11 protein-coding genes and 1 pseudogene are annotated in these 13,105 nt (G+C 53.4%); 6 read left to right on the forward strand and 6 right to left on the reverse strand.

The features are described 5' to 3' along the window. Nucleotides 1-332: 332 nt before the first annotated feature. Nucleotides 333-1,682 (forward strand): carbohydrate porin, encoded by a 1,350-nt coding sequence (locus tag WH279_RS04795; protein WP_339455168.1) that lies wholly within the window; start codon nucleotides 333-335, stop codon nucleotides 1,680-1,682. Nucleotides 1,683-1,724: 42 nt separating this feature from the next. Here WH279_RS04795 and WH279_RS04800 read toward each other — a convergent pair whose 3' ends face one another. Together WH279_RS04800 and WH279_RS04805 are read right to left on the reverse strand one after the other, a co-directional pair. Next, on the reverse strand, nucleotides 1,725-2,087 hold the full coding sequence (locus tag WH279_RS04800; RefSeq protein ID WP_133840928.1) for an NUDIX hydrolase: 363 nt from the start codon (nucleotides 2,085-2,087) through the stop codon (nucleotides 1,725-1,727). A 9-nt stretch (nucleotides 2,088-2,096) separates the two neighbouring features. Beyond that, nucleotides 2,097-2,681, reverse strand: a pseudogene (locus tag WH279_RS04805) (GDP-mannose pyrophosphatase). Between the two features lie 82 nt (nucleotides 2,682-2,763). Between WH279_RS04805 and WH279_RS04810 the strand changes: the two are divergent. Further along, nucleotides 2,764-3,513, forward strand: a complete 750-nt coding sequence (locus WH279_RS04810) for a DeoR/GlpR family DNA-binding transcription regulator (protein WP_159337089.1) — start codon at nucleotides 2,764-2,766, stop codon at nucleotides 3,511-3,513. 8 nt (nucleotides 3,514-3,521) lie between these two features. Here the strand turns inward: WH279_RS04810 and mdtG are convergent, their stop codons facing one another. After that, nucleotides 3,522-4,757 (reverse strand): multidrug efflux MFS transporter MdtG, encoded by a 1,236-nt coding sequence (gene mdtG, locus WH279_RS04815; protein ID WP_339455169.1) that lies wholly within the window; start codon nucleotides 4,755-4,757, stop codon nucleotides 3,522-3,524. Nucleotides 4,758-4,886: 129 nt separating this feature from the next. Further along, nucleotides 4,887-5,816, reverse strand: a complete 930-nt coding sequence (locus tag WH279_RS04820) for a Kdo(2)-lipid IV(A) acyltransferase (RefSeq protein WP_339455170.1) — start codon at nucleotides 5,814-5,816, stop codon at nucleotides 4,887-4,889. Nucleotides 5,817-6,022: 206 nt separating this feature from the next. Here WH279_RS04820 and trhO point away from each other — a divergent pair, with 206 nt between their 5' ends. Further along, entirely contained in the window at nucleotides 6,023-7,075 is a 1,053-nt protein-coding gene (gene trhO / locus WH279_RS04825; protein WP_339455171.1) for an oxygen-dependent tRNA uridine(34) hydroxylase TrhO, read from the forward strand. A gap of 54 nt (nucleotides 7,076-7,129) precedes the next feature. Here trhO and WH279_RS04830 read toward each other — a convergent pair whose 3' ends face one another. Then, on the reverse strand, nucleotides 7,130-7,705 hold the full coding sequence (locus tag WH279_RS04830) for a YceI family protein (protein ID WP_133840922.1): 576 nt from the start codon (nucleotides 7,703-7,705) through the stop codon (nucleotides 7,130-7,132). Between the two features lie 21 nt (nucleotides 7,706-7,726). Continuing rightward, complete coding sequence (locus tag WH279_RS04835) at nucleotides 7,727-8,281, reverse strand: cytochrome b (protein ID WP_133840921.1); 555 nt, start codon at nucleotides 8,279-8,281, stop codon at nucleotides 7,727-7,729. A 600-nt stretch (nucleotides 8,282-8,881) separates the two neighbouring features. On the opposite strand from WH279_RS04835, the gene proP reads away from it, so the two are divergent. From proP to WH279_RS04850, 3 genes are all read left to right on the forward strand, one after another. After that, nucleotides 8,882-10,360 carry a glycine betaine/L-proline transporter ProP gene (gene proP / locus WH279_RS04840; protein WP_167864380.1) on the forward strand — a complete coding sequence of 493 codons (1,479 nt, stop codon included), beginning with the start codon at nucleotides 8,882-8,884 and terminating at the stop codon, nucleotides 10,358-10,360. 150 nt (nucleotides 10,361-10,510) lie between these two features. Further along, on the forward strand, nucleotides 10,511-12,376 hold the full coding sequence (locus tag WH279_RS04845) for a phospholipase effector Tle1 domain-containing protein (RefSeq protein ID WP_339455172.1): 1,866 nt from the start codon (nucleotides 10,511-10,513) through the stop codon (nucleotides 12,374-12,376). Beyond that, nucleotides 12,367-13,026, forward strand: a complete 660-nt coding sequence (locus WH279_RS04850; protein WP_339455173.1) for a DUF2931 family protein — start codon at nucleotides 12,367-12,369, stop codon at nucleotides 13,024-13,026. The genes WH279_RS04845 and WH279_RS04850 overlap by 10 nt, the downstream gene beginning before the upstream one ends. The last annotated feature ends 79 nt before the right edge of the window (nucleotides 13,027-13,105 follow it).

The following is a 13,105-nucleotide window of genomic DNA, read 5'->3' on the forward strand; positions in this document are numbered from 1 at the left end:
CTTTACGCTGATTCTGCATGATGAAATTTTTCTGCGCCAGAGCGATAGGGTAATAAATGTAAATCACCCCGGCCCTTTAAGCCGGGATGAGCCTGTTCTCAAGCCGGCTTCATCCCCAGGTCCTCACATATCAGCAGTGCATTCACCAGAATGCACACAACTCCATCTCCCAGGAATTCTCTGGCTCGCCAGCATCGTGTGCTGTCGGCGGTTTTTCGCACGTTTTTAATGGGGTTCTGTTTCTGAAATATGATGTATTAGCGCCGGGCAAATGATCTGCCCCGACTCTGGCGGTGTGCCGGGTTGTTCACCCCCTTTTCAGGATCAGTGATATGGATAAATCAGCCTTAACGTGCAGAGCGTCGCGCACAACCGTTCTCACCCGTTTCTCCTGCAGTCTTCTCTTTCTTGCCGCGCCTGTGTTTGCGAATGATGCCCCTTTTGACCCGGATTCCCCGTGGCTGCTCGGTGACTGGGCGGGCTACCGCAAACATCTGGCGGATGAAGGCGTGGATTTCCAGGTGGACTATACCACGCAGTCGGCAGCCAACCTGGCCGGCGGCTACCGTACCAGCACCACGATGCGCTATGCCGATCAGTGGACGTTCGGCAGTAAGCTCGATCTGGATAAACTGATGAACTGGCAGGGCGGTCAGTTTCAGGTGACGCTGACCAACCGCAACGGGCAAAATCTTACGCCCTATATTAACGATCCGCGAACCGGTGGCCTGTCTAACGTACAGGGTATTTCGGCACGCGGGGACTATCTGCGTCTGACGCAGTTCTGGCTCAATCAGTCGCTGTTTGATCACTGGCTGGAAGTGAAGCTGGGCCGCGTCACCACCAACGAAGATTTCGATACGGCCAGCGTCGGAATGTTCCAGAACTGGGCGATGGGCGGCGGTCAGCCGGGCCACTGGCGTAACGACCGCTGGTTTAACGCCCCGGTATCGCAGTGGGGAGGGCGGTTCAAACTCAATCTGCCCGAAGACGTTTATTTCCAGGTCGGGGTCTATAACCAGAACCGTGCCAACGACACAAAAGCGAACGGATTTCGTTTTGATATGGGCCACGGCGAAGGAAACCTGATCCCGGTTGAACTGGGCTGGAAGCCGCAGCTGGGGCAGGACAAACTTCAGGGTAATTATCGGCTGGGGATGTTCTACAGTTCCACCGAGGGCGGGGATTTTCACTCGTTTAAGGATGGGGAGTATCAGCATAACCGACGTGCTTACGGCGGCTATCTGCTGGCCGAGCAGCAGTTGTTCGCGATGGACGGTGATAACAAGCGTGGTCTGAGCGTGAGTTTCCAGTATGTGATGAACGACCATCGTACGGCGAAGATGGACAATTATCAGTCGCTGGCACTGGCGTGGAAAGGGCCCTTTGATGCCCGTCCCGCGGATGAGATCGGCATCGGCATGGCCCGTATCCATGTTAACAGCGACTACACAAAGATGCGTGAGGGGCAGAACGCCGCAAACGGCGTGAGTGATTATCATAATCCTGCTTATCTGCCCCTGCAACAGGGCGCGGAATGGAACTATGAACTCTATTACAACGCGAAGGCCACCCGCTGGCTGAATATACGTCCCAACCTGCAAGTTGTGACTAAACCGGGCGGCGTGCGTCAGGTTCAGGATGCGTTAATGGGTGGCCTGGCCGCCGATATCAGTTTCTGATTAACCAGGGGTGGCGTTTATTTCAATGCCACCCCGGCACGATTAAACTTGTGCAATCTCATCCAGATGCTGATAAATCGTCAGCCCCAGCTCATGGCCAATGCGTACGTCGTTATCGGCTCCGCGTGACTCCCCCGGTAAACGCAGAATGGCATCACAGTGGCCGATAAGTCGATGTGCGACCGGATATAAATACGCTTCACTGATCGCATCGCCAATCTTCTGCGACCCGGCAATCCGTGCCAGTGGAAACGCCAGCCACTCGCCAATCAGCGGAATATGCCCTTTCTGGTAAATGGCTAAGGCTGCCTGTTCCATACGTTCAAGGTTGGCATGGATTAAGTCTTCACGGTCGCCTGTGCCGCTGCGTACCGGGCCTGCCACTAAAATTTGCAGTGATTTCATAAGGGTTTCCTAAAAAATGGGGTTAAGGGCCAGGTGCTGGATCAGCATGATGGTTTTGGCATCCATAATTTCGCCGCTGCGCACGGCGTCCAGTGCACGGGAAAAGGGCCACTCCAGTACTTCGATATCTTCCCCTTCCTCCGCGACGCCACCGCCGCTTCCCTGACGATCGTCGTCAGAATATTAGGCGATAAAGAAAAACAGTTTTTCTGTCACTGAACCGGGGCTCATATAGGATTCGAACACCTTTTCGATGTGCGTGATGCGAAAGCCGGTTTCTTCTTCGGCTTCGGCAATAATGCGCGCTTCCGGCGAGGCGTTATCCAGCAGGCCTGCGGTGGCTTCAATCAGAAAACCGTGATGTCCGTTGACGAAAATGGGGAAGCGAAACTGCCGTGTCAGTACCACGGTTTTTCGGGCTTTGTGGTACAACAGCACCACGGCGCCGTTACCGCGATCGTAGGATTCCCGGCTTTGCTCCTGCCAGCTGCCGTCGCGGCGCAGCAGTTCAAACGTGTATTTTTTCAGGGTGTACCAGTTATCCGACAGCAGCTGCTCGCGGATGTTGCGTACGCGTTCCTGCATGTTTTGCATGTTTATGCCCTTATTGTGGTGACATAAAACACGCTAACATGCATAATCGTGCAATATCAAGATCAATCGTGAAGGGGGAATCGTGCTTTCCAGTCAGCGCAAACAGCAGATCCTGGCCATGCTCGATCGCGAAAAGCAGGTACTTTCGCGTGAACTGAGCCAGTATTTTTCCGTATCAGAAGACTCTATTCGTCGGGATTTGAGAGAGTTAGCGGCAGAAGGATTGCTGCAACGCGTTCACGGCGGTGCGCTGCCGGTGTCTGCCGCGATTGCCCCCTTCGAAACGAGAAAAAGCGTGCAGATGGCGTCAAAACGGCGGGTGGCGGAGAAAGCGGCCGCACTGATCCAGCCCGGTCAGGTAGTGATGATCGACGGTGGCACGACCACGGCTGAGATGATCACGTTGCTGCCGAGGGATCGGGCCTTTACCGTGGTCACGCACAGTCCGGGCGTGGCAGTCGGGCTGGTGGATTATCCGTTGATTGAGGTGATTATCATTGGCGGGCAACTCTACAAGCATTCGGTGGTGACGGTCGGTGCGGCGATGATGGAAGGGATACGCCGCATCAATGCCGATCTGTTTTTTATGGGGGTGACCGGGGTACACAAAAGCGCCGGGCTAACCACGGGAAACTATGAAGAGGCCTGCGTAAAACGGGCGCTGGCAGAGCGGGCCGCAGAAACCGTGGTGCTGGTATCGCAGGAAAAACTGAACTCTGCCTCGGCCTTTGCCATCGGCGATCTCTCGCTGGCCAGCACGCTGGTGGTGGATGCGTGGCCCGACGAAGAGATGTGCCAGCTGCTGGAAAAACTGCATATTGCCCTGGTTTGAGGATGACATTACTCTTCCCGCACCACCATCATTTCGCTACGGCCGCGTAGGGTGATCCAGGTATACAGCACGTTAAACAGCACAATGCAGGCGGTGACGATAAACACCGCCCGAAAACCAAAGTGGGCTGAGACGGTCGCACCCATCAGCGGCCCGGTGACGTTGCCAATATCTCGGAATGACTGATTGTAGCTGAACACGCGCCCGGCCACCTGGTTGCTGGCGTTATAAATCAGCAGAGACTGTACGGCGGGAAGCAGTGCGCCATCGGCAGCGCCGAGCAGGAAACGCAGAATCCCCAGCTGCCACGCATTCTGCACAAATGCCATCGGGATCAGCAACAGCACGGACAGCATCAGCATGGTGATCAAAATGCGCTCAGGGCCGATGCGGTCGCCCAGTTTGCCGAGCCGGGGCGCGCTCATCAGCGCCGCGACGCCAGGCACCGAGGCGATCATCCCGCTGATAAAGGCCAGGTTAGAGACATGTCCCGCCAGCTCACGCACATACAGCGTGAGGATCGGCGCAATGGAGCCGGTGGCGACCTGAATAATCAGCGTAGTGACAAATAACGCCAGCACCAGGCGCGGGTTTTTCAGTGAGCTCAGCACCTGGCGGGCGTGCAGCATGTCTTTTTTCTGCACCGGAATAAAACTTTCGCGTACGCAGAACAGCGTCATCAAAAAGCAGGTAAACAGCACGCCTGCCGTGATAAAGAACACCGGGCGCAAACCAAAGCTGTCGGCCAGCAGGCCGCCAATCAGCGGGCCAATCAGTGCGCCACTGACCGCACCGGTAGAGAGCCAGCCCAGCGCCCAGCCGGTTTTACCGCGCGGAACCTGGGTGGCGATCAGTGCATTGGCATTAGGAACAAATCCCCCCAGCAAACCGAGCAGGGCACGCAGCGCCAGAAATTGCCAGATAGAGGTTGCCATCCCCATCAACATCATCACGATGGCCATCCCGAGCGCCGAACGCAACAGCATGATTTTTCGTCCTTTGCGGTCGGCCAGTCCGCCCCAGAAGGGGGAGGCAATCGCGGAAAAAAGGAACGTAATGCTGAAAACCAGTCCTGACCAGAGATTCAGTGCCTGTGGATCGGTGATGCCCAGTTGCTCCACGTAGAGCGGCAGAAAGGGCATCACCAGGCTGAATCCTGCTCCCGTCAGAAAACAGCCTATCCAGGTCACGAACAGATTTCTTTGCCAGTTGATGGCAGCAGCGGGGGCAGCGGGCGTGGACATAAAATAAAGGGTCACCTTTTGAACTATTAGCTCACCAAGTATACGCGCTTATCCTGCTGCTAACCGACGTGCGATCAAAAAAAATGAAAAACTGTTTCAAATACTGGAATAGGCCGGATCGGCGACCCGTTAGTTGTCGTAAAAAGAGGGTTGCCCTTCAGGACGGGTCTTAAAGCGGCGATGCAGCCACATATACTGTTCGGGGGCCATTAAGACGGCGTGCTCAATAATCTGGTTCATATGTATGGCAGTGGTGCGTTCATCGTCCAGCGGAATGGCGGAGGTCTGCTCTGGCAGGATCACCATTTCATAGCCTTTGCCAGAAGGCAGACGTCGTGGAACAAAAGGGATCACCGCCGGGTTGCCGCTGCGGATCAGCAGGTAACTTCCCTTGGTGGTGGCGGCCTCGTCTACGGCGAACAGCGGCACGAACACACTGCTTTTGGGACCGTAGTCATGGTCGGGAGCATACCAGATGATATCGCCGTTCTTCAGGGCGCGGATCATCCCTTTCAGGTCTTTACGGTCAAGCATGCTTTTATTGGACCGCATCCGTCCCCAGGTCTGTAACCAGTCAATCAGGGGGTTATCATTGGGCCGATAAACGCCAATTCCCGGATTATAAATGCCAAAAATGCGCGCACCCAGCTCCAGCGTCAGAAAGTGCAGGCCAATCAGCAGCACGCCTTTTCCATCCGTTTTCGCCTTCTGGATGTGCTCCAGCCCGCTAACGCTGAACCATTTTTTGATGCGCCAGTCGGGCCAGAACCAGGCCATGCCAGTTTCGATCAGACCCATGCCCAGTGACTCAAAGTTACAGATGACCATCGCTTCGCGTTCGGCATTCGGCATCTGCGGGAAGCACAGTTCAAGGTTACGTCTGGCAATGGTCACCCGGGATTTCAGGAAGCGCATTGAGACTCTTCCCAGGCCGCAACCAATGAAGTACAGCACCGGGTAGGGCAGTAAAACCAGCAGATAAAGCAGGATAATCCCTGACCAGGTAAACCAATAACGGGGATGCAGCAATGTGCGATTGAAGTGGGGAAGCTGTGTCATGAGTGTCCGGATCGCAAGTAAATTAGAGTAATTATGTATAGATATAAAAGTTTAATTATGGCTAATTGTGCGATTTACAACGAAATATTTTACATTATCTGTGGATTGCTGTGATGAAAAAGGGCTGTGACTAAGGACAATCCACCATGCCTCAGGTATGATAGCGCCGCAAATTTTTCCTCTCTTTGAATGCAGGAACGTACACCATGCCAGTGTTACATAACCTTGTTTCCAATGAAGAGCTGAAGGCGCGCATGTTGGCCGAAACCGAACCGCGTACCACAGTCTCTTTTTATAAGTACTTCACTATTGACGATCCCCGCGCGTTTCGCGACGCCCTGTATGTCACCCTGACAAAGCTGAAAGTGTTTGGCCGCGTTTATGTGGCGGCAGAAGGCATTAACGCGCAGGTCAGCGTCCCGGCCAGCCAGTATGAGCAGATGAAAGCCGCGCTGTACAGCTTCCATCCGGCGCTGAACGACCTGCGAATGAACATTGCGCTGGACGACGACGGTAAATCTTTCTGGGTGCTGCGCCTGAAAGTGCGTGAGCGCATTGTCGCTGATGGCATCACGGATGACAGTTTTGATGCCAGCGATGTCGGTGCTTATCTGAAAGCCGCCGAAGTGAATGCGATGCTGGACGATCCACAGGCAGTATTTGTCGATATGCGTAACCACTATGAGTACGAAGTGGGGCATTTTGACAACGCGCTGGAAATTCCGGCGGACACCTTCCGTGACCAGCTGCCGATGGCGGTGGACATGTTGCAGCAGGACAAAGACAAAAAAATTGTCATGTACTGCACCGGCGGCATCCGCTGTGAGAAAGCCAGTGCCTGGATGCGTCATAACGGCTATGAAAATGTGTACCACATTGAAGGCGGGATTATCGAATATGCCCGTCGTGCCCGTGAACAGGGGTTACCGGTGCGTTTTAAAGGCAAAAATTTTGTCTTTGATGAACGTATGGGGGAGCGAATTTCCGAGGATGTTATTGCGAACTGCCACCAGTGCGGTGAGCCTTGTGATACCCACGTCAACTGCCTGAACGATGGCTGCCATCTGCTGTTTATTCAGTGTCCGAGCTGCGCTGAGAAATTTAATCACTGCTGTAGCCCAATCTGTATGGAAGAGCTGGCGTTACCGCCGGAAGAGCAGCGTGCCCGCCGTGCGGGTCGTGAGAACGGTAATAAGATTTTCAACAAGTCCCGTGGCCTGTTGAGTACCACGATGCACATCCCTTCGCCTGAAGAGTAACCGGGTGTATCGACCTCTCACCGGGCGATGTTCCGGTGAGAGGCCAGTCTGGCGTTACTGACGCACGCCTTCGACAGAAATAATCAGCTCAACGTCTTGGGATGCCGGGCCTAAATCGGATTTAACATTGAAATCTTTCAGGGCAATGGTCCCGGTGGCTTCAAAGCCTGCACGGTAGCCGCCCCACGGATCTTTCCCTTCGCCGGTCAGCTTCGCAGCCAGTTTCACCGGTTTGGTCACGCCGTTCAGTGTCAGATTACCGTTCACGGCCAGGCCTTCACCCTGTTTCTCTACGCCCGTTGAAACGAACGTTGCCTGCGGGAATTTGCTGGCATTCAGGAAGTCAGCGCTGCGCAGGTGTTTATCGCGTTCGGCGTGGTTGGTGTCCACGCTGCCGGTATTAATGGTGACATTGACTTTATCTTTCGCCGGGTCGGCCTCATCAAAGGTAAAGCTACCATCGAAATCTTTAAACGTACCGTACAGCCAGCTGTAGCCCAGATGTTTGATGCGGAACTGGACAAAGGCATGCTGTCCTTCTTTATCAATTTTATAATCTGCGGCGCTGGCGGTGCCTGCGGTCATCAGCAGTGCGGCAGTCGTTAAACCCAGAATACTTTTCTTCAGCATGGTGTTCTCCATTCCTGTTAGTTAGTCGATGCGGTGACCCAGCATCCTTTTCAACGTAATATCGCGATCGATAAAGTGGTGTTTCAGTGCGGCCAGCGCGTGCAGCCCGGAGAGGATCACCACGCTCCATGCCAGCCAGAGATGGATATCACCGGCCAGGTCGGCCTGTTCACCCAGCCCGGAGAAGAGCGCGGGCACCGGCAGCACGCCAAAGACATCAATAGGTTTACCTTCGGCAGTTGAGATCAGATAGCCACTGACTAAAATGGCAAACAGAATGCCGTAAAGCAGAAGATGGGCGGCGACGGCGCTGTAACGCACCAGCGGCGTATAACTGCTGAGAGGTTTAGGGGGCGGCGAAACAAAACGCCACACCACGCGCACCAGCATCACAACAAACAGCACCATACCGATACTTTTGTGCAGCTCCGGCGCTTTGTGATACCAGGTATCATAATAGCCCTGGGTGACCATCCACAGACCCAGTGCAAACATACCGTAAACGGTACCCGCCACCAGCCAGTGCAAAGCGATACTCAGTGAGCCATAACGCAACACGCTATTTTTCAATTGCATTGAGAGACCCGTTTGTCAGAATTTTCAATAAGACTGACCAGATGTAAGGGCAAAATCAACAAATAATTTTACTGGTTTTAAAATTCACTCATGGCGTGAAATATTTTGAACAAAATATTGAATCATGCCCAGTAATTCAGAAGGCATAGAGGGGGTGTCGGCGCTATCTGACTTATTGTTGGCGCTTTGACGGCAGTTTGATGAAAGTATGATGTTCTGATTTTTTGCTGTTTAATTAAGGTAATGTCAATTTTTTGTCACGTTATGTCAATATCAGGCAGGGTTTAATCGTTATGAAAATTAATGCATTGCCAGAGGTAATTATCCCCTATTTGAAGCGATGATCTCACCCAAAGTCACAGGGGGAGTGCCTGTGATTGAAATTTATCATTAAGCCAGTGAATATCGCTCTTAACTTGAATTTTTGCGAGATATTGTCTACCGTAAAGACGTGTCAGTAACGTTCACTATAAAATTTACCGTTAATTACCATTCTTAATTTGCTGCGTTATAGCTTTCTTCCTCTTCACTATTTTCCATTTTATGTCAGGCGACGAAAGCTATGAGGCTGCTCATTGATAGTCACACCGGGAGCATACAATGGGTCACACATCAGAGGGGCAACAGCCCCGAAAAAAACATTTCTGGAATAAAGATAAGTCCGCTAAACCGGCGTTGAGTGTCGACGATATTACCATCGTCGATAAATCGATGCTGAAGCGGGCCGTCGGGGCTGCGGCTCTTGGCAATGCCATGGAGTGGTTCGACTTTGGGGTATACAGCTTTCTGGCTGTGACCATCGGTAAGGTCTTTTTCCCTGGCGGTAGCCCGGCGGCACAGCTGCTGGCAACGTTTGGTGCCTTTGCCGCCGCGTTTCTGGTGCGTCCGATCGGTGGGCTGGTGTTTGGCCCACTGGGCGACCGTATTGGCCGCCAGAAGGTGCTGGCCCTGACGATGATCATGATGTCGATCGGTACCTTCTGTATTGGCCTGATCCCTGGCTATCACACCATTGGTATTATGGCTCCGGTGCTGCTGCTGCTGGCGCGTCTGTTACAGGGATTCTCGACGGGCGGTGAATATGGCGGAGCGGCAACGTTTATTGCCGAGTATTCTACCGATAAGCAGCGTGGGTTTATGGGGAGCTGGCTGGAGTTTGGTACGCTAGGCGGCTATCTGCTGGGCGCAGGTCTGGTGACCGGACTGACGGCGGCAATGCCGGAACAGGCGCTCCTTGACTGGGGATGGCGTATTCCCTTCTTTATTGCTGCGCCTTTAGGGCTGTTTGGCCTGTATATTCGCCTTAAGCTGGAAGAGACGCCGGCTTTCCAGAAGCATATGGAAAAGCAGGAGCAGCTGGAACACAGCAAACCCCGCCTTAACCTGTGGCAGATGTTGAAAAAGTATCGTGCGGCGATGCTGAAGTGTATTGGTCTGGTACTGCTGTTTAACGTCTCGAACTATATGATGACGTCTTACATGCCGAGTTACCTGACCGGGATCCTCGGCCTGAGTGAGCTGAGTTCGTTGCTGCTGATTATGGTGGTGATGTTCGTCATGATGCCGCTGACGCTGTTCTGGGGGCACTGGAACGATCGTCTGGGTCGCCGTCCAGTGATCTGGGGCGGGGCAGTCGCGCTAATCCTGTTGGCGGTGCCGTGCATGATGCTGATCGGCACCGGAAACCTGTGGCTGGTGTTCCTCGGCCTGATGATCCTGGGCGTGATTCACACCTGTTTCAGCGGGTCGATGCCTGCCACCTTACCGGCGCTGTTTTCCACCGATATTCGTTACAGTGCGCTGGCGATAGGTTTTAACCTGTCGGTGTCGCTGTTTGGCGGCACCACACCGCTGATCACCACCTGGCTTGTGGAGAAAACCGGTAACTTACTGATGCCTGCTTACTATCTGATGGGCGCGGGGATTATCGGGGTGATCACCGTCTTCACCCTGCGTGAAACGGCACGCAAGCCACTACGAGGATCGGCGCCGTCGGTTGGCAGCCGTGCAGAAGCGCAGCGTCTGGTGGATAAACTGCGTTTGCGCGGGAAGAAAACCTCTGCGGCTACAGAGAAGTAAATCCCTCATCTGAAAATACACAAACTCAGATAATAAATCGTAAAAATACGGGGACCGGGTTACCGGTTCGCGTATTTTTTTTATGAAAATTTCTGGTTAAGTTGTCCTTTGCACATTTTATGTTCAACGTAAACGGGCTAAGGACAGCATATGGCAAAGGGCTATTTTCTTCGCGTCGGCGATAAAACCACCTGCGGTGGGGAAGTACTGAGCGGTCACTCGACCGTCTTTCTGCGTGGCGCGGAGCTTCCGCGGGAGGGCAGTCTGGTCTCCTGCGGTAAGAACCCCGGTATGACGTACAGCATCATCAGCGGGCCTGGCAAAATCAGAGTGGGCGGGATGCCGCTGGCCGGCACGCTCGACAGCGTCAGTTCCTGCCCCTGCGGGGCGACGTTTATTTCCTCCATTCCTGACGGTTACGGCAAAGAACCCGCCAGCGTAACGCAGCGCAAGCCAGAGCCGATTGAACTCTCCCTGTTCGCCCCCTCTCAGGCAGACGAACCGCAACAACATGCCCAGTCCGCGAAGACAAAGCGGCGCGAAATCACGCTGACGATCGGGGTGTTTTTTGATGGGACGGGGAATAATGCGGATAACAGTGCTGACCGTCAGAATGCCTGTGCAGGCGAGCATTATGGCATGAGTGACGGGGATGCCGAATCTACGTTATCTCAGTGCGTAAGGCTGAAACGGAGTCATAGCGGTATTGCCGCAGGAAGTTATCTTGGTTATTACACCAATGTGTATTGGCTGAATACGCTGTATAACCAGAAAATTACCACCGATACCGGACATGGACAGAGTGCCATTTATATCGAAGGAATTGGTACAGAAAGCGGAAAGGGTGACAGCTCTTACGGGATGGGAACCGGTAGAGGTAACACTGGCGTAGCCAGTAAAACCGATAAGGCGGTGGCGTTGCTGGTAACGGGTATCCAGGATTATCTTTTCAGATTCCCTGAAGCCAAAGATTGTATTATCAAAGAATTACAGTTTGATATTTTCGGTTTTAGCCGGGGGGCAGCGGCGGCGCGGCATTTTGCCAACCGGGTGTTCGAGCAGGATGTTGCCATTATGGCGGCCATTAACGCTGGTCTGGGCGAGATTAAATTTACGGGTACCCCCGGTGGGAAAACGCGTTTTCTGGGGATATTTGATACTGTGGCGGGCATCGGTACGCCGCTTAACGGTTTTAACCCGCACAGCGCGGATACCGGAGAGGTGAATATCGCGCTGCGTCCCGGCGTGGCGGAGAAGGTGTTCCATATTACCGCGCAGCATGAGTGCCGCTTTAACTTTGCACTGAACAGCGTAAAACCTGCGTGGCCAGAGCTGGTGTTGCCCGGGGCGCATTCGGATATTGGCGGCGGGTATAATCCTGACGAGCATGAAGCCTGCTTCCTTACGCGCCCGCAGTTTGAAACCGTGCCGGTTTCTGTTTCTGATAAAGAGACCAGAACGTACCGGCATGCCAGGGCAGTGTTCAGGACTCTGCAACATTTTCCGGCCATTGCGCCGCTGTTGCAGGGCAACACGATTAAACTCAGAGCCTGGCATGACGACCGAATGCCCGCCGACCGCTACGGCACGCTGCAAAAACGCAGCGGCGCCGCGCTGACCCTTGAACGCCCCACGCGCAATGACTGGTCAAAAGTGGCGCTACGGGTGATGATCGATGCCGCGCAGGATGCGGGGGTAGTGTTTGAACCCATACTGCCTAAAGATGACAACCTTTCATTACCGACCGAACTTACCGGTTTGTATAAAAAAGCGATTATGATGGGCCGCGCCGTCCGCAATGGTCAATCGAGTAACGGGTTTACCACGGAGGAAATTACTGCGCTGGCGGGAAAATACCTTCACTGCTCGTCCAACTGGAACAGCGTGATACAAGACGGGCAGGGAAGTATTACCGGGGCGGTGAAGCCCGCGAAACTGGTGACTTTTACTAACCGGCCGGATGAACGCTGGCAACGGACGATTTACGATATGGACGGGAACAGAATATGGAAATAAAACGTATTGCCGGGCTGCTTTCGCTATTGATCCTGACGGCCTGCCAGGGAGCAGGACAACTCAACAAAGCGACTCAAAACACGGAGCCAAAAGAGTGGACATTCAACTTTTTCACGCCCAAAGCGTTGCCTGCCCTGGTGACCTTTGTCGTGGTCCAGGATGCGGTTGGCACCGTTTATCAATTTAATACGCTCAACAACACCCCGGATCTGGATAAGGTCATCGGTGAGTGGAACGACATTTCGCGGGCACCTGGCGGACACTGGAATCACGTTGAAAAACCGCCCAAGCATATTATTTTTTGCTGGGACTCTGTGATTGATAAAAAGGTCTATGAAACCCATCTGACTTTCCCCTGGGACGTAGTAGATAAAATGCGCAGGCCTAGCGTATATAAAAACTATCTTGGCAAAACGGCGTATTACGACAATATCCAGATTGGGCTGGCGCCGCAGGGGAAGGTGGCTATCTGGCTAAGGGGGGTAGGATTTGAGCCTAATTATCGTGTCACCCCGTCTGTCCTGAAAACGCTCTCCGGGGAAAAATTAGAGATTTGCAAAGGGATAACACGTTTTTCAAACGGTTATGAATACGGAGAAAATACAAAAGAATTTATTAAGGGCAAAGTATATCCGTATGGTGTCTGGTAGTTTTTAGAACAGGGACCGGAACAGACGTCGCTATCCTGACGGCCTGCCAGGGAGCAGGCCAGTCCAGTAAGACGACTAA

Source organism: Erwinia sp. MYb375 (genome assembly GCF_037479175.1).
GTDB classification, from domain to species: Bacteria; Pseudomonadota; Gammaproteobacteria; order Enterobacterales; family Enterobacteriaceae; genus Erwinia; species Erwinia rhapontici.